The organism is Promicromonospora panici (assembly GCF_900608595.1).
GTDB classification, from domain to species: Bacteria; Actinomycetota; Actinomycetes; order Actinomycetales; family Cellulomonadaceae; genus Promicromonospora; species Promicromonospora panici.
In genome coordinates this window covers 115,341-131,852 of sequence record NZ_UWYY01000013.1, presented here as the reverse complement: position 1 = coordinate 131,852, position 16,512 = coordinate 115,341, and the positions used below count along the sequence as shown (strand labels likewise).

The window sequence follows — 16,512 nt, the reverse complement described above, 5'->3', positions numbered from 1 at the left end:
CCCCCAGGATTCAGCGGGACGGGACCTGGCCCGTCCAGGGGTCGGTCACGATCTCGCTGACCCGGGCCTCGACCGCGAGCCCGTCCGCCGCGAGCGCCGTGCCGAGGTCCTCGACGGCGTAGCGCAGCCAGGGCCACTCGCTCGCGTAGTGGGCGGTGTCGACCAGGAAGGGGGTGCCGGCCGGCCCGCTGGCGCCGGCCGTGCGGGACTCGAACTCGGCCCGTTCGCGCAGCTCGGAAGCGGGGTGGTGGCGCAGGTCGGAGGTGACGTACACGTCGGCTGCGGCGGCCCGGACGGCGTCGAAGTAGCCGTCACCGGAACCGCCGAGGACGGCGGCGGTGGTCACCGTCGCGTCCGGGTCGCCGGAGAAGCGGATCCCCTGGGCGGTGGCGGGCAGCGCCGCGGCGACGCGGCGGGCGAAGTCGGCGAGCGTGGTCGGCTCGGCGAGGCGCCCGACCCGGCCGATGCCGCGGTCGGTGCCGTAGCCGGTCCCGTGTCCCGCTCCCGGGGCCAGGCCGTGAGACAGCTCGTGCGTCTCGCCGGCGGCGCTCACCTCGAGCGGACGCCGGTCGGTGATGCCGACGAGGTCGGCGAGGGCGTCGGCGACGCCGCGCGGGGCGGCGTCGGCGTTGGTGTGCGCGACGTGCAGGGCGCAGCCGCCGGTCAGCAGCCGGTGCACCACCGATCCCTTGAAGGTGGTCGCGGCGACGGAGCTCACGCCGCGCAGGAACAGCGGGTGGTGCGTGACGAGGAGGTCGGCGCCCCAGTCCAGCGCCTCATCGATCACGGTTGCCACCGGGTCGACGGCGAACAGCACCTTGCCCACGGGTGCGGCGGGGTCGCCGGCGACCAGTCCGACGGCGTCCCACCCCTCCGCCGTCGACGGCGGGTAGAGCCCGTCGAGGGCGCGGACCACCTGCGCCAGCGTGGGGTGTGCGGGGGTGTCGCTGCTGCTCACGTCTCGCAGCGTAATACGCGGCGTGGTGGTGCGGGTCTCGACAGGCTCGACCAACGGGGATCGACGAAACGGGACTCGATCAAAGGGCCGTTGAACAGGCCGTTCACCAGGCGAACAGGCCGTGATCTTGCTACGGTCCTTAACTTGTGGGGGACACCGTCGAGCACCGCTTCGGCGGGCCTATGACCAAGCGCGCCAGGCTGATCGCAACAATCCGGGAGCGCGCCGACATACGGGATCTCGTGCCCTCCAAGGCCGACTACGACCTGCGTCCCCGCACCCTCCGGTCCGATCTCCTGGCGGGCATCACCGTGGGCGTCGTCGCCCTGCCGCTCGCGCTCGCGTTCGGCGTCAGCTCGGGGGTGGGACCGGCCGCCGGGCTCGTGACCGCGGTGGTGGCGGGCATCGTCGCGGCGGTGTTCGGCGGGTCGAACCTCCAGGTCAGCGGCCCCACCGGCGCGATGGCGGTGGTTCTCGCCCCGATCGTGGCGCAGCACGGCGTGGGTTCGGTGGCGCTCGTGACCCTGCTCGGCGGGGCGATAGTGCTGGCCTGCGGCCTGTTCCGGCTGGGGCGTGTGGTCACGTACATCCCGTGGCCGGTGGTCGAGGGCTTCACCCTCGGCATCGCGGCGATCATCTTCCTGCAGCAGGTCCCGGCCGCCGTCGGCGTAGCGGCCGAGACCGGGCACAACACCCTGGTCACCGCGGTCCGCTCGGTCGGGGCGGCGCTCTGGCCGTCGGGTGCGGTCGCCGACGGCAGCGTGGTCGACGGCGTCGTGCACGGCAGCGCGACGCCGACCTGGATCTGGACGCTGGCCGTGGTGGCCGTCGTCGCCGCGGTGATGCTCGTGCTGCCGCGGGTGTCGAGCGCCCTGCCGGCGTCGCTCATCGCGGTCGCGCTGGTGACCGCGCTCGCGGAGGTGCTGGACGCCCCGGTGCCGCGCATCGGCGAGCTGCCCAGCTCGCTCCCCTTCCCGGTGCTGCCCGACGCGACGCCGGACGCCGTCCGCGATCTCGCCGGCGCGGCCGTCGCGATCGCGGCGCTGGCGGCCATCGAGTCGCTGCTGTCCGCGCGGGTCGCCGCCAGCATGTCGGCCAAGCGCGCGGGCCGGCCCGACGGTCCGGCCGCCGGTCAGCCGAGCACGCAGGGCGGGACCGACCAGGGCGGGACCGACCAGGGCGGGGAGAACCCCTACCACCCCGACCGGGAGCTCGTGGGGCAGGGGCTCGCGTCGCTCGCGAGCGGCGCGTTCGGGGGCATCCCCGCGACCGGCGCCATCGCCCGTACCGCGGTCAACGTGCGCTCGGGCGCCCGCACCCGCCTGGCCGCCGTCGTGCACGCGCTGGTGATCCTCGCCGTGATCTACCTGGCCACGGGGCCGGTGGGGCGCATCCCGCTGGCCGCGCTGGCGGGCGTGCTCATGGTGACGTCCTTCCGGATGATCGGCGCGGGGACCATCCGCTCGGTGCTCACCTCGACCCGGCCGGACGCGCTCACGTTCGTCGTCACCGCGATCATCACCGTGTCGTTCGACCTCATCGTCGCCGTTCAGATCGGCCTGCTGATCGCCGCCTTCTTCGCGCTGGCGTCCGTGGCGAGGGCGGCGTCGGTACACCGCGAGCCGCTGCCCGGCGCCGCGCACGAAGGCGACGAGCGGATCGCGCTGTTCCGCCTGAACGGCGCCATGTTCTTCGGCGCGTCCGACCGGATCCTCGGCGAGATCTCCGCCCACACCCTCCAGGACCCCGTCGAGGTGGTGATCCTGCGGCTCTCCGACCTGCACGTCGTGGACGCCACCGGGGCCCGTGCCCTCGCCGACCTGACGCTGGAGCTCCAGCAGCGCGGCGTCATCGTGCTGGTCAAGGGCATCCAGCCGCGGCACCGCAAGCTGCTGGAGGCCGTCGGCCTGAACCGGACGCTGCGGCACGAGAGCCACCTGTTCGACGACCTCCCGGCGGCGGTCGAGCACGCCCGGTCGCATGTTCTGGCGGCGCAAAAGACATAGGCTCGTACCCGTGACCGAGTCAGCACCCCGCATGAACGTCGAGTCGTTCAACCTGGACCACCGCGCCGTCGCCGCCCCGTACGTGCGCCTCGCGGACCGCAAGCAGCTCGCGGGAGGGGACGTGATCGTCAAGTACGACGTGCGATTCACGCAGCCCAACACCGCGCACCTCGAGATGCCGACCGTGCACTCGCTGGAGCACCTGTTCGCGGAGCACTCCCGCAACCACTCCGACGCCGTCCTGGACTTCTCGCCCATGGGCTGCCAGACCGGCTTCTACCTGATGCTGCAGGGCGAGCCCGCCTACGAGGACGTGCTCGGCCTCGTCGAGGCGACGATGCGCGACATCCTCACGGCCACTGAGGTACCCGCCGCCAACGAGGTGCAGTGCGGCTGGGGAGCGAACCACACGCTGGCCGGCGCCCAGGAGGCGGCCGCCACGTTCCTCGCGGCACGCGACGCGTGGCCGACGGTGTTCGCCTCCGACGCCGAGCCGACCCAGTGACCGCCGAAGCACCCGTCGCCGTCGTGCTCGTCGCGATGGACGACGAGGCCGCGCCGTTCCTCGACCTCGCGTCCGAGGTGGGCGAACCGGAACGCGTGGGCCTGGCCGACCACCGGCGCATCACCCTGGCCGGCCGGCCGGTCGTGCTGGTGCGCACCGGCATGGGCTTCGTCAACACCACGGCCGCGGGGACGACCGCGATCCTCCGGCACGGCGCGGGCGTGCCGCTGATCAGCGCGGGCAGTGCCGGCGGGCTCGCGAAGGACATCGCCGTCGGCGACGTCGTGCTGGGCGTCCGGCTGGTCAACGCGGAAGCCGACGTCCGCGCCTTCGGGTACGTGCTCGGGCAGGTGCCGCGCATGCCCGAGGCGTACGACGCCGCCCCCGCGCTCGCCGACGCCGTCCGGCAGGCGGCATCCGCGGAGGCGCAGGTGCTGCGCGAGGGCACCATCGGGTCCGGCGAGAAGTTCGCCACCGCCGACCTGGCGCTGCAGCTTCGCGCCGACTTCCCCGACATGCTCGCCATCGACATGGAGTCCGCGGCGCTCGCCCAGCTCTGTTACCTCTTCGGCACCGGCTTCGTGTCGGTGCGGGCCGTCTCGGACCTGTGCGCGCCCGACGGCACCGAGTTCCACACGCACATCGACGACGCCGCGCAGCGCTCGGCGCGGGTGGTCACCACGGCGATCGGGCTGCTCGGCGCCTGACATCGGAGGGAAGAGACGATGGACACGAGGTTCCTGGACGACGCCGACCGGCTCCTGATCCGCTACGGACCGACCTTCACCCCGCGGCTCATCGAACGTGCCTCCGGCGCCTACGTCTTCGACAGCGAGGGCACGCCGATCCTCGACTTCACGTCGGGGCAGATGAGCTCGATCCTCGGGCATGCGCACCCGGACATCGTGTCGACGGTCTCGTCGGCGGTCGCCTCGCTGGACCATCTGTTCAGCGGCATGCTCAGCGCCCCGGTCCTGAACCTGGCAGACCGCCTCACCGCGACCCTGCCGGACCCGCTGAGCAAGGCCATGCTGCTGAGCACCGGGGCCGAGTCGAACGAGGCCGCGATCAAGATGGCCAAGCTCTTCACCGGCCGCTACGAGATCGTCTCGTTCGACCGCTCGTGGCACGGCATGACCCAGGGCGCGGCGTCCGCCACGTTCTCCGCCGGACGGCGCGGCTACGGCCCCCCGACCCCGGGAAATCTCGCCCTTCCCTCGCCCAACGCGTACCGGTCCCCGTTCCGGGCGCCTGACGGGTCGTACGACTGGGAGGCCGAGCTGGCCTACGGGTTCGCGCTCGTCGACCAGCAGTCCGCCGGCAGCCTCGCCGCCTGCCTCGTCGAACCCATCCTGTCCTCCGGCGGGATCATCGACCTGCCGCCCGGGTATCTGCGGCGGCTCAAGGAGATGTGCGCGGAGCGCGGGATGCTGCTCATCCTCGACGAGGCGCAGACCGGCCTCGGCCGCACCGGTGCCATGTACGCGTTCGAGCGGGACGGCGTCGTCCCGGACATCCTGACGCTGTCGAAGACCCTCGGCGCCGGACTGCCCCTGGCGGCGGTCGTCACGAGTGCCGAGATCGAGCAGGCCTGCCACGACCGCGGGTTCCTCTTCTACACGACTCACGTCTCCGACCCGCTCGCGGCGGCGGTCGGGCTGACCGTCCTCGACGTCATCGAGCGGGATCGCCTCGTCGAGCGTGCGGCGCGGCTGGGTGCTCAGCTCGCCGAGCGGCTGGTGGCGCTCCGCGACAGCTACGAGGTCGTCGGCGACGTCCGCGGGCGTGGCTTGTTCCAGGGCATCGAGCTCGTGCAGGACAAGGAGAGCAAGGCTCCCGCCGATGCCCTCGGCGGCGCGGTCACCGCGGCCTGCCTGGAGCGGGGCCTGCACATGAACATCGTCCAGCTCCCGGGCATGGGCGGCATCTTCCGCATCGCCCCGCCCCTCACGATCAGCGAGGACGACCTCCACGCCGGGGTGGACATCCTGGAGGCGTCGCTGAAGGCGGTGCTCGACGAGGCGGTGCGCGGCTGATGGGGCCGGCTCAGCCCTTGGCGTCCGCGTAGCTCTCCGTCACCGCGACGCTGAGCGGGAAGTCCACCGGGAAGTCGCCGAAGAGCAGCCGGCCGGCCTCCTCTGCGGCGGCCCGGACCTCCTGCGCGACGACGTCGCCGAGCGCCGCCGGGGCGTGCACCACCACCTCGTCGTGCAGGAAGAACACGAGGTGCGGACGGCGGTCGAACGGCGCGGGCGCGAGCCCGGGTGTGTAGCCGTCCACCTCGCCGAGCGCCCAGAGCCGACGACGGATCGACGCGATCCAGCACAGCGCCCACTCGGCGGCGGTGCCCTGGACCACGAAGTTCCGCGTGAACCGCCCCCAGGAGCGCGTCTGGCTGCGGGCGCGGGACTGGGCGTCGGCCCCGGCGTCCTCGTCGAAGGCGGAGCCCTGGGTGGCGGCCCACGACTCTCCCGGCAGCGGCGAGCTGCGGCCCAGCCGGGTGGTGACGACCTCGCCGCGCTCGCCGGCCCGGGCCGCACGCTCGACCAGGTCGATGGCCTGCGGGAACGCGCGGGCGAGCCGCGGCAGCACCTGCGCGCTGACGCCCGTGGTCCCGCCGTACATGGCGCCGAGCATGCCCACCTTCGCGTGCTCGCGGGAGTCGACGGCGCCCGTCGCGACGATCCCGGCGTACATGTCGGTGTTCGCGCCGTCCTTGCTGCGGCCCGCCGCCGCCATGCGCTCGTCGCGGGCCAGGGCGGCGAGCACGCGTGGTTCGAGCTGGGCAGCATCGGCCACGACGAAGGTCCAGCCCGGGTCGGCGACCACCGCCCGCCGGACGTTGTGCGGCAGCTGCAGCGCGCCGCCGCCGGTGCTCGCCCAGCGGCCCGTGACCACGCCGCCGACCACGTACTCCATGCGGAACCGGCCGTCTGGTGCCCAGGTGTCGATCCAGTTCCAGCCGTTCGCGGTGTAGAGGCGGTAGAGCCCCTTGTACTCCAGGAGCGGGGCGATCACCGGGTGATCGAGCTTCTCCAGCTCCCACTTGCGCAGGCTGCGGGCACCCACGCCGGCATACTCCATGGCGCGCAGCAGGTCCGGATGGGAGTCGGGATTGAGCGTGGGCGGGGCGTCGAGAGCCGCGCGGATCTGGTTGGCCAGCTCTTCGAGCTTCGCCGGGCGCGCGCCCGGCCGGGGCCTCGGGCCGAGCGCCTCGGTGAGGATCTCGTCGTGGATGTCGCCGCGCCATGGGAGCCCGGCGTGGTGCATCTCGGCGGCCGCGAGCGACCCCGCGGACTCTGCCGCGAGAAGGAGCCGGAGGCGGCCCGGGTCGGTGCTGTCCTTGAGTGCCGTGAGCTGTGCGGTGAGCTCGGCGGCGGGGTCGAGGGACCCGTCCGGTTCGCGCGCGCTGCCCGACCGTTCGCCAGGTTCACCACGATCCCCCGTGGTCGATTCGGAGCGAGCCGGCGCGGCGATCTCGCCGAGCTCGAAGAGCGGCTCGGAGCCGGGGTGCCGATCCGGACGGACCAGCGCGGCCGCCGTCGGGCCGCCCGGGGGTGGGACCGGCGCGAGCCGGTCCCATGCGGTGGGGCCCGCCTCGGCGAGGGCGGTGCGCGCCGACAGCGCCGAGGCCCGGAGGATCGCGTGCGCCAGCCGCAGGTCGTGCGCCCGGTCGACCCGGACGCCGTCGGCGAGGAGCGCCGGGTACCAGCTGTTGGTGTCGTCCCAGGTCCAGCGCGTGCGGGCCGCCTCGTCGGCCGCCACCTCCTGGGCCAGGCGGGCCGCCTCGACGGTGCGCGGCTCCCCCGCGGGCGCACCGGCGTCGGACACCGGCCGGAGGCCGATGCCCGAAGGTTCTCGCGAGATCACCGTGTGCACGGGCTCAGTCTGCCGTGAGCCTCTGACACTCGGCCCGGTGGCGGCCCGGTCGTGATCCGGTCGAAGTCTGAACCAGTTACCGACGCACGAGTTGGGCGCCGATACGTTATCCACAGATTTCAAATTTGCCTCGCGATGGGTACAGCTGTTCGATATTCTCGACGTGTTGCCGGCACCGAGCTGGCGCTTCGGGACTACGAGGAGGTGAGCCGCATGGTGCTGGCACAGCCGAGCGCGATGCGCCTTCAGGCGCACGCTCGCTCGAGACGATCGTCGCGGACCTTGAGGGCCTGACCCGCGAGCTGATCAGCGCGGCGGGTCCGGCGGCGCTGGACAGCGCCGACCTGGGCAGTGGCTCCGGGATCGGCTCCCGTCTCACCGCTGTTTCGCCTCTGCTGCGCGCGGTGTGTTCGCAGCTGGACATACTCCGGATGACATGGCTGCCCCGCATCGAGGCTGACGGCATGTGGGCGCTCGACGGTTCGCGGACGTTTCGGACCTGGCTCGCCCGGCGGGAAAGGGTCACCATGCGGACCGCGGGCCGGGAGGTCCTCACCGCCGAACGACTCCTGGAGAGCCTCCCGGCCACGCTCGCCGCCGCCCTGGACGGACGGCTCGGGATGGATCAGGTACGGACCATGGTCGACGTCGGCCCGACGTCGGAGGAGCGACGTCGGGCGCTCCTCGCTCCGGTCGACACGACGCCGTCCAGCACGACGCCCACTGTCCCGGAAGGGTCGAGTGTGCTGGGCGAGCCAGACGAAGACCACGCTGCGGACGACGACGGTGGCCCGGTGGACGACCCGGCCGGGGATCCCGCAGCGGAGCCGGCCGACAGCTCGGCTGAGGGCACGGCTCACGGTCCGACCGGCGAAGAGCTACTGCTGGACCTGGCCGATCAGCACGGCCCTCTCGTCTTCCGCCGGTTCGTGGACCGGTTCGCGCGCGTCGCCGACCCGGAGTCCGACGAGCGCGGCTACAAGCAGGCATCCGAGCGTGAACACCTCGACGTGGCCAAGACCTTTGGCGGCTACCACGTCGACGGGTTCCTGACCGACGAGCACGGCGAGGCACTGCGTGCCGCGATGGACTCGGTGATGGGGGCGCCGACGCCCGGCGACGACCGCACGCCGACCCAGCGCCGCGCCCAGGCTCTTGCCGACCTTGCACGAACCGTGCTCGACAACGGACACACCGGGACCGGCGCTGCCGTGCGACCGCATGTCACCGTGACCGTCTCCTGGACCGAGCTCACACGCCTCACCACCCGGTTCCGTACACCCCCAGGCAGCGACCGGTGCGAAGACGACGACGGCAACCCCGACGAGCAGGGTGACGACTACGGCGACGGGAGCAGCAACCACCACCACGACGACGGCCTGCTCGACGTGCCGACGACACTGACCGAGGTCACTGCGGCGCCTGCTCGGTTCGGCATCTCCGCGTCGCTTGTGCCTACCGCCGCGCTTCGGCGCCTGCTCTGCGACTCAGCGGTGACGCGTGTGGTCTTCGGGCCGGACGGGCAGGTGCTCGACGTCGGCCGCGCACAGTGCACCGTCACCGGGCAGATGCGCCGCGCCGTCATCGCCCGCGACAAGCATTGTGTCTATGTCGACTGCGCCCAGCCGCCCGGGCGCTGCGAGGTCCACCACGCCGAAAGCCATTGGGCCGACGGCGGAGAGACCAGCGTCCAGAACTCCGCCCTGCTGTGCTACCACCACCATGACCTCGTCGACACCACCGGCATCACCATGCGCTGGACCGGGAACCCGGACGGCAGCCGGCACTCCGGCTGGACACTCCTCGACCGGCACGGCCGCGAGATCACCCCCGCGGGCACGCTGCCGGCCGTGTCGAGGCGCGCCGCATGACCGGCACCCGGCAGGTCGCGGCCGTGGCCGCAGCAGCGTGCTGCGACGCAAGTCGGCCCGCCGCGTCGGTCAGCCCGCCACGTCCGCGACCGCCCGGGCTCTGCCCACCACGAACGCAGCGTGCAGCACGGCCGGCGGAGTCAGGTCGCCGGCCAACAGCTCGCCGGCCGTCCGCTCCAGTGTCGCGAGCCCGAGGTCCCGGGCCAGGGCGTGCGCCTGTTCGACGTCGGACCGCTGCCGCGTGGTGAGCGCCGGCCGCCCTGTCGCCGCGGCGGCCAGGAGGACGTCGCCGAGCAGCAGCGTCACGCGGCGCACCGGGGACGGCGGCGTCGCGACGGACCGGACCGACTTTGCCGACGAGGCCTGTGCCCTCAGCTTGCGGAGGCGCTTGCGCCAGAAGTCCCAGTAGCTGTTCTCGAGCGACCACGCCGGGGTGACCGTCGGGCTGATCAGCCTGATCGCGCCGCCCTTGTTCGAACTGGAGTCCCGCACGAAGAGGCCGACCGGCTCGTCCCGGTCCTCGCAGCGCTCGATCGTCACCGCCACCAGCTTCGACCTGACCGAGAGCAGCGTCTCGACCGCCTGCTCGCCCGCCACCGGCAGGCGCAGGACGCGCGTGCCGCCGTCCGACGTGACGACGGAGAGCGTCATCTCCTGCCGCACCTCGTCGATCCCGATCTCGCCGACGTCGCGGACGAGCACCAGCCGCACGTTCGACGGACGCCGCCCGAACCCGACGACGTCGCGCGGCGCCACGCCGGCGCCCGTGCGCTCGGCGATCGCCCGGAGCTCGTCCATGTTGAACCCAACGCTGTCGGACCTTGCGCCGTCCGACCCATCGCTGTCAGGCCCGTCGCTGTCAGGCCCGTCGCTGTCAGGCCCGTCGCTGTCAGGCCCGTCGCCCAGGCGGCGGACCACCGGGTTCCCGCCGGCACCCAACGTGCCGTCAGGTCTGAGCCGCACCCCGGTGAGGGCGAGCGCACCGTCGCACAGGCTGCTCAGGGACCTGCCCCACAGCAGCGGGCTGGTCCAGCTGCGCTGGAATCTCGGGTCCGTGCCCGACGAGCGGCCTGTCACGACCTGCCGCACCTGGCCGGCACCCGCCTCGGATGCGCCTGTCTCGGATGCGCCCGTCTCGGACGTCGCGCCGGCTTCCGCGTCCCAACCCAGGTAGGCCAGCCCGCGCGACCCGCTCTGCGAGGTCCACCACCTGACGCCGAGCGGCACCCATCGCGCGAGGTCCACCTCGTCGTCGTCCCCTGCGCCCTCGCCCCTTCCCCTGCGACTCGTCGTGGCGCCTCCGACGCCGGCCGTCCCGATCGGGTCCGTCCCGCCCGTGTCGAGCGCGCACTGCAACACCTCGCACATCGCCCAGACCTCGGCCAACGCGTCGAGCAGGTCCGACTCGGCAACGGCGTCGTCCCGTCCGGCGAGGCCTGCCACGAAGCCCCCGGCCACGCGCAGCAGGCCGTCGAACCGCACGCTGCCGACCCGTTCGAACGCGACCTGCTCGAAGCCGGCCAGCCGCACCCGGCCGGCCAGTGCGCTCAGCGACTCGGCGTCGTCGGGGCCGAGGTGGGACAGACCGCCCGACATGAGCCGGCCCACGACGTCGCGCACCTCCGCGAGCGCCTCCCGGCGGCGCCTCTGCACGGCCTCTGACGGTCCGCGCGCCGCCGACGTCTCACGCGCGCCGGGCGGGACAGACGCGCCAGGCGTGCCGGCCGTCCCAGCCGTCCCAGGCGTCTTGGGCACTGCCTGCGCGACCACGGTGACATCGCCCTGCGGCGGCGCGTCGGGCGCGAGCTGGATCGCCCACAGGCAGGCGGTCAGGACGTGCTGGCACACGCCCGCCGTCGGGCAGTCGCAGGAGACGGCCGCCGGGCCGCGGTCGTCCACGCGGACGGACGCCCCGGACACGTCGAGCACCGCGCCCTTCGGGTCGTGGGACACCTCGGTCACGGTGGCCTTGCGAGCGCGGCGCAGCAGGCCCGGGTTGCCGAGGGCCTTGAGCGCGTCGTCGTCCAGGCCTGCATACGGGGCGGCCCAGGCGAGAGTTCTCCGGTCGCTCACGAGAGCACCTCCCCCAGCCACTCGGCGAACCGCTCCGGCGTGAGCGCGGCGACCTCCATGCCGCACTCGGCGAGGAGCCGCGCGGTGCCCTGGTCGTAGACCGGCTCCGCCGCCTCGTCCAGGGCGGCGAGCCCCAGCATGGTGACGCCCGACGACGCCATCCGCCGCACCGTCGCAAGCAGGTTCGACACCGATCCGCCCTCGTAGAAGTCGCTGACGAGCGCAACCACGGTCCGCGACGGGTTGCGGGCCTGCTGCTCCGCGTGCCGCACGGCCCGCGCGATGTCGGTGCCGCCGCCGAGCTGCGCGGTCATCAGCACCGTGACCGGGTCGTCGGCCACGTGCGACATGTCTACCACCGACGTGTCGAACAGGTAGAGCTGCACGTTGATCCCGGGCAGCCCCGAGAGGATTCCCGCGCACACGGCGGAGTACAGCAACGACGGGGCCATCGACCCCGACTGGTCGACGAGTAGGACGACGTCCCAGGTCAGGGTCCGTTTCGCCCGGGAGGAGAAGCGGACGTCCTGCACCGTCATGCGGCCGTCGGCGTCGACCCGGCCGAGGTTGGCGCGGAGCGTGCGCTTCCAGTCGAAGTTCCGTGCGACCCGATGCATCGAGCGGCGTGACCGGTCGATCCGGCCGTTGACCGCCGTCGTGAACCGGGTCCGCAGCCGCTTCACGATGTCCTCGACGACCCGCTGGATGATGCGGCGCAGGCCGGCCGCCGCGCGGTCGTTCAGGGCGCCCCGGACCTGCAGCATCGCGACGGCGAGCTCGCGCGAGGGTTCGAGGGTCTCCAGAGCGGTGTCGTCCTGCAGCAGCTCGGTGAGGCCGTACCGGCTCACCGCGTCGACCTGCATGCGCTCGAAGGTCTCGCGCGGGAACAGGCTGCCCGCCTCGTTGAGCCAGCCGAGCGCGGTCACGTCGACGCCGTGCGGCTGGGACCCGCCGAGACCAGCGCCTCTGCCTGGCCGCCCTGAGTCGTCCCCGCCCTGGCCGACGCGGTGGCCGCGCGCCGTGTACTCGCGGTCGTACAGGTACCGGAGGGACCGTTCGAGGCCGGCGTCCTGCTGCCCCACCGAGAGCTGGTCGGCCGCGTACCGGCCCAGCACCAGCCGCCAGCGACGGGCCGCCTCGTCGTCGGAGATCACCATCGCAGGTTCGGTGCCGGCGGGTTCGGTGCCGGCAGGTTCGGTAGTGGCGGGTCCAGGCGTCCCGGAGCCGGTGGTGCTCATGCTTCTCCTCGTGTCGTATCGGCTCCGGGGCTGCCGACCCAGTGGGCCAGCCCGTCCCGCTCCAGCACCGCCGCCAGCTCATGGTCGAGGGCGAGGCCGGCCGCCAGGTCCTCCTCGGACAGCGCGACCCGCACGTCCACCTGGTCCACCCGAGCGCCCGTGCGCTCGGCCACTCGCTTCGCCAGCCGGTGCGTCTCGGTGGGGCGCAACCACGTGAAGGCCCGCCGCAGGTCCGGCAGGACGGCCAGGAACGCGTCGCCCTGGAGCGCCCGCAGGGCGTCGTCCACTGCGTCGAACATCTCCGGTGTGTGCAGGATCAGGTCCGGGGCCGCGCGCATCACGCCGCCCAGGAACCGCACCGCAGTGCCCGGGTCCGCGCCGGCGGTCAGGGCGCCGCGCACCCGGGTGACCAGGACGTCGTCGGGCACCTCGCCGTCGGTGAAGCCCAGGGCGAGCAGGGCGCCCGCCACGGCCGGCGCGGTGTCCCCGTCGTCCCGCAGGCGGGCGAGCTCACGCACGACGGCGGTGCGGATCTCCCCACCGGTTCCCCCTTGGTCGCCGTCGCCCGCTGCCGCCGCGTCCCGGAGCAGGGAGCGGAGGTCGATCAGCGTGCCGATGGCGGCGTCCTCGTCCTCGGCTCGCGTCCGGCCCAGGTCGCTGACCAGGTAGGCGGCCGTCGCGAGCGCCTGGCTCACCAGGTCGAGCAGCTCGCGCGCATGCTCCTCGGCGCCGAGCTCCACCCGCGCGTGCCACAGGCCGAGCAGGCGCCGCGCACCCGACACCACCGAGCTCAGGTCACGGTCGGTGTCCAGGGTGGTGCGCAGCAGCGAGACGATCCGGGGCAGGTGCCAGCCCATTCCGATCACCAGTGTCTGCGCCACGAGCCGGGCGAGGGCATCGACCGACGAGGCCCCGGCTCCCGCCCCGGCCGCGGCCCCGGCTCCTGTGCCCGCCAGCCGGCCCTCCGCCTCGTACAGCCGCGCGACAGCCACCGCCTCCAGCGTCGCGCCGAGGTGCACCAGCTCCACCAGACGCGCCTCGACGAGGGGCGTCCAGCAGTACTGCCACTCCTCGGTGATCAGGCCGAGCCCGCGGCCCGCCACATGGTCCGGACCGGAGACGAGCTGCCCGAAGCCGGCTCCCACGAAGTCGAGCAGCGCCAGTACCTGACGCTTCGCCCGATGGGACGCCGTCCGGCGCGCGTCGAGGCGGGTCGTACGCGGCACCGAGTCGTCGATGACGAGCCGCACGGCCCGCACCCGGTCCCGGACGTCACGCACGAGGGGCGGCGACGCGCTGCCCGGCGGCACGTCGCCGAGCGACCGGCCGCCGAACACCTCGGCGATGGCCAGCCCCAGCGGCCGCTCGGGCTCGCCCGGCCCGCCGACGCCGCCGTCGTCCTGCACGTAGCAGGACCGCACCGCGTCCAGCAGGTCCGTGCGGCACGGGAAGCTGCGTTCGCGCAGCTCCGCGAGCCGGACGGCGGACTCCGCCGCCGCGCTGACCTGCGGCAGGCTCACCCCGTGCCCGCGGCCGGCCGCACCGCGCGCGACGTCGACCAGGATCTCCGTGGCGAGGGCGCGGGCACCGATCGGACCGGCCTGTGCCGACGCTGACTGCGACGCCGGATGCGACACCGACTCCGGCGCCAGGCGCAGCTCCCGGAGATGCGCCGCGTGCAGCCGCTCGCAGTAGCCGGGCGACGGCATGCCCGCGCCGTAGCCGCGCAGCCCGTCGAGCCGCTCGTGGTCGTATCGGACCAGCCACGCCTCACCCTGCGCCGTCGGGCCGAAGCCGCCCTCGGGCTGCCGGTCACGAACCGGCGCACCCTCTGGCGCACCGGACAGCGCCTCGACCAGCGCGAGCGTGTGGAACGCACCGGTCACCACGAGCACCGGGCCGGCTCCGCCGTCGGTCAGGCGGTCGGCGGACAGCCGGTCGACCGTCTCGGCGATCCTGGCCGCCATCCGCGCCTCGCGGTCCAACGAACCCTCGCCGGCGAGCACACCCTCCTCGTAGTCGAGACGCGCGAGCGCCGACCACGCGAAGACGTCGTCGAACACGGTCCGCCAGTCAGCCAGCTCGGCGCTCGCCCGGGCCTCGAAGAGCTGGTCCCAGACCTCGTCGTGGTCGCGGCAGCCGATGCGACGCGCGAGCGCGGCAATCGCCTCCGAGTGCGCCAGGTACCGCTCGGACATGAGGGTCCGAGCGAAGGGGTCCGGTCGCGCGGTGCCGCTCGCGGCGCCGTTCTCGATGCCGCTCTCTCCAGATCCTTCCGGCCCGGGCGCAGCGGACCCCGACAGCGCCCGCTCCGCAGCCGACCGCTCGCCGAAGGGACGGTCGACGAACGCGAGCTCCGCACCGACGGCGTGCCCGGCGCGCAACGCCACCCACTCCGGGGAGAAGGATGCGAGCGGGTAGAAGCCGGCGCCCTCCGGCTCGTCCTCGGCGTCGCGGGCCTTCGCGCCGGACCCGGCACTCGATCCCGAGCCCCCGAGGCTCAGCACCGCGATCGGTGGCCGCGTCTCCTCGTGGAGCAGGTCCGGGATGAGCCGCGAGAACTCCTCCGGCCCTTCGATGAGGACGGCCGCCGGGCGCAGCTCCTCGATCGCGGCGCGCACCGCCACCGCGCAGGCGGGACTGTGGTGCCGCACGGGTGCGAAGTGGATGCCGCGCTCGTCCCGCAGCCTGCCGACGGCGTCGGCGGCCGCGCGCAGGCGCTCGGGCGCCAGCTCCCAGACGGCGTCCGTGCGCCGGCCCGTGCCGACGCTCACCGCGACGCCGCCGCTCACCGCCACAGCGGCTCTGCTGCCGTGAAGAACGCCTTCCAGCGCTTGTCGTTCCGGGCGCGCTCGCGCACCACGTTGTCGACGTAGTGCCGCAGCCGGCGCGCGTCCTCCTCCTCACCCTTGAGCGCCACCCCCGAGATCTGGCGCGCGACCTCCGCCGCGGTCACCGTGCCGCCGCCGAGGTACCGGGCCTCCAGGGACGCGGCGACCGCGACGTTGACGGCCTCCGCCGTGGACATGACCGTCTCGGGCCGCTTCACGGGCGCGCCCTCGCGCGTGCTGCCGGTCCGCAGGTCCTGGAACACCGTGACGAGCACCTCCAGGACGTCCAGCGGCACCGCGGGCCTGCCGCTGTCCGGCCCGAGCTCCGCCTCGAGCTGGTGCTGCACCAGCTCGATCTCGAACGCGCGGTCGCGCACCGGCGCCACGGTCTCGAAGCTGAACCGGCGCTTGAGCGCCGCGGACATCTCGTGCACGCCGCGGTCCTTGAGGTTCGCCGTGGCGATCACGGTGAAGCCGGGCCGAGCGGCCACGCGGGCGTCGGGCCCGAGCTCGGGGACCATGAGCTGCTTCTCCGACAGGATCGACACGAGGGTGTCCTGGATCTCGGGGGCGCAGCGCGTGATCTCCTCGAAGCGCACGACCCGGCCCTCCCGCATGCCCGTGCAGACCGGCGACGGCACGAGCGACCGCTCGCTCGGCCCCTCGGACACCAGGAGCGCGTAGTTCCACGAGTACCGCACGTGGTCCTCGGTGGTCCCGGCGGTGCCCTGGACCGTGAGGGTCGACGTGCCCGACACAGCCGCGGACAGCAGCTCCGACAGCATCGACTTCGCCGTACCGGGCTCGCCCACGAGCATCAGCCCCTGCCGCCCCATCAGCGAGACGACGGCGCGGTCCACCAGCGGGTCGTCACCGTAGAACTTGCGCCGCACCCCGAGCTCCTCGGAGCCGATGATGAACGCCCGCACGGCCCGCGGGCTCAGCCGCCAGCCGGGCGGCCGCTCGTGGCCGCGCTCGGTGTCCCAGGCGTCGAGCGCTGCGAGCTCGCCGGCGTAGCGGACCTCGGCGGGCGGGCGGATCTCGGCCGGGGTGGCGGTTTCAGTGATGGTCATGACTTCCTTCGGTGCTCGCATCTGGCAGTGCTGGCTGGATGGATGGCTGGGTGGATGGCTGGGTGGCGATGGTTCGGG

The 16,512-nt window shown here is 73.6% G+C and carries 11 protein-coding genes; 5 read left to right on the top strand and 6 right to left on the bottom strand.

Features of this window, described 5'->3' with window-relative positions:
• Positions 1 to 10: 10 nt before the first annotated feature.
• Positions 11 to 958, bottom strand: a complete 948-nt coding sequence (locus tag EW117_RS16565; protein WP_129787810.1) for a Nif3-like dinuclear metal center hexameric protein — start codon at positions 956 to 958, stop codon at positions 11 to 13.
• Positions 959 to 1,140: 182 nt separating this feature from the next.
• On the opposite strand from EW117_RS16565, the gene EW117_RS16560 reads away from it, so the two are divergent.
• Genes EW117_RS16560 through EW117_RS16545 form a run of 4 tightly spaced genes read left to right on the top strand, consistent with a single transcriptional unit; the run spans position 1,141 to position 5,505 of the window.
• Positions 1,141 to 2,964 carry a SulP family inorganic anion transporter gene (locus EW117_RS16560; protein WP_129787901.1) on the top strand — a complete coding sequence of 608 codons (1,824 nt, stop codon included), beginning with the start codon at positions 1,141 to 1,143 and terminating at the stop codon, positions 2,962 to 2,964.
• A gap of 31 nt (positions 2,965 to 2,995) precedes the next feature.
• A complete protein-coding gene (locus EW117_RS16555) occupies positions 2,996 to 3,469 on the top strand; it encodes an S-ribosylhomocysteine lyase (protein WP_129787900.1) in 474 nt (157 codons plus the stop codon).
• Positions 3,466 to 4,176, top strand: coding sequence for a 5'-methylthioadenosine/S-adenosylhomocysteine nucleosidase (gene mtnN / locus EW117_RS16550; RefSeq protein WP_242504335.1), 711 nt, complete (start codon positions 3,466 to 3,468; stop codon positions 4,174 to 4,176). Before EW117_RS16555 ends, mtnN begins: the two co-directional genes overlap by 4 nt.
• A gap of 18 nt (positions 4,177 to 4,194) precedes the next feature.
• Positions 4,195 to 5,505, top strand: coding sequence for an aspartate aminotransferase family protein (locus tag EW117_RS16545; RefSeq protein ID WP_129787809.1), 1,311 nt, complete (start codon positions 4,195 to 4,197; stop codon positions 5,503 to 5,505).
• A gap of 10 nt (positions 5,506 to 5,515) precedes the next feature.
• On the opposite strand, the gene EW117_RS16540 is transcribed toward EW117_RS16545, so the two are convergent.
• Positions 5,516 to 7,348, bottom strand: a complete 1,833-nt coding sequence (locus EW117_RS16540; RefSeq protein ID WP_129787808.1) for a bifunctional 3'-5' exonuclease/DNA polymerase — start codon at positions 7,346 to 7,348, stop codon at positions 5,516 to 5,518.
• Between the two features lie 404 nt (positions 7,349 to 7,752).
• Between EW117_RS16540 and EW117_RS16535 the strand changes: the two genes are divergently transcribed.
• The gene (locus EW117_RS16535) at positions 7,753 to 9,219 is read left to right on the top strand and encodes an HNH endonuclease signature motif containing protein (protein WP_277986471.1); all 1,467 of its coding nucleotides are present in this window, start codon (positions 7,753 to 7,755) and stop codon (positions 9,217 to 9,219) included.
• Between the two features lie 69 nt (positions 9,220 to 9,288).
• Here the strand turns inward: EW117_RS16535 and EW117_RS16530 are convergent, their stop codons facing one another.
• Genes EW117_RS16530 through EW117_RS16515 form a run of 4 tightly spaced genes read right to left on the bottom strand, consistent with a single transcriptional unit; the run spans position 9,289 to position 16,434 of the window.
• On the bottom strand, positions 9,289 to 11,292 hold the full coding sequence (locus tag EW117_RS16530) for a hypothetical protein (RefSeq protein ID WP_129787806.1): 2,004 nt from the start codon (positions 11,290 to 11,292) through the stop codon (positions 9,289 to 9,291).
• Entirely contained in the window at positions 11,289 to 12,530 is a 1,242-nt protein-coding gene (locus tag EW117_RS16525) for a VWA domain-containing protein (RefSeq protein WP_242504334.1), read from the bottom strand. Before EW117_RS16525 ends, EW117_RS16530 begins: the two co-directional genes overlap by 4 nt.
• On the bottom strand, positions 12,527 to 15,322 hold the full coding sequence (locus EW117_RS16520) for a DUF5682 family protein (protein WP_129787805.1): 2,796 nt from the start codon (positions 15,320 to 15,322) through the stop codon (positions 12,527 to 12,529). The genes EW117_RS16525 and EW117_RS16520 overlap by 4 nt, the downstream gene beginning before the upstream one ends.
• Complete coding sequence (locus tag EW117_RS16515; protein ID WP_129787804.1) at positions 15,319 to 16,434, bottom strand: ATP-binding protein; 1,116 nt, start codon at positions 16,432 to 16,434, stop codon at positions 15,319 to 15,321. The genes EW117_RS16520 and EW117_RS16515 overlap by 4 nt, the downstream gene beginning before the upstream one ends.
• Positions 16,435 to 16,512 lie beyond the last annotated feature (78 nt).

Excerpts from the sequence above, each read along its gene's own strand:
- EW117_RS16545 (WP_129787809.1), top strand. The coding sequence starts at position 4,195 with ATGGACACGAGGTTCCTGGACGACGCCGACCGGCTCCTGATCCGCTAC.
- EW117_RS16525 (WP_242504334.1), bottom strand. The coding sequence starts at position 12,530 with ATGAGCACCACCGGCTCCGGGACGCCTGGACCCGCCACTACCGAACCT.
- EW117_RS16560 (WP_129787901.1), top strand. The coding sequence starts at position 1,141 with ATGACCAAGCGCGCCAGGCTGATCGCAACAATCCGGGAGCGCGCCGAC.
- EW117_RS16515 (WP_129787804.1), bottom strand. The coding sequence starts at position 16,434 with ATGACCATCACTGAAACCGCCACCCCGGCCGAGATCCGCCCGCCCGCC.
- EW117_RS16555 (WP_129787900.1), top strand. The coding sequence starts at position 2,996 with ATGAACGTCGAGTCGTTCAACCTGGACCACCGCGCCGTCGCCGCCCCG.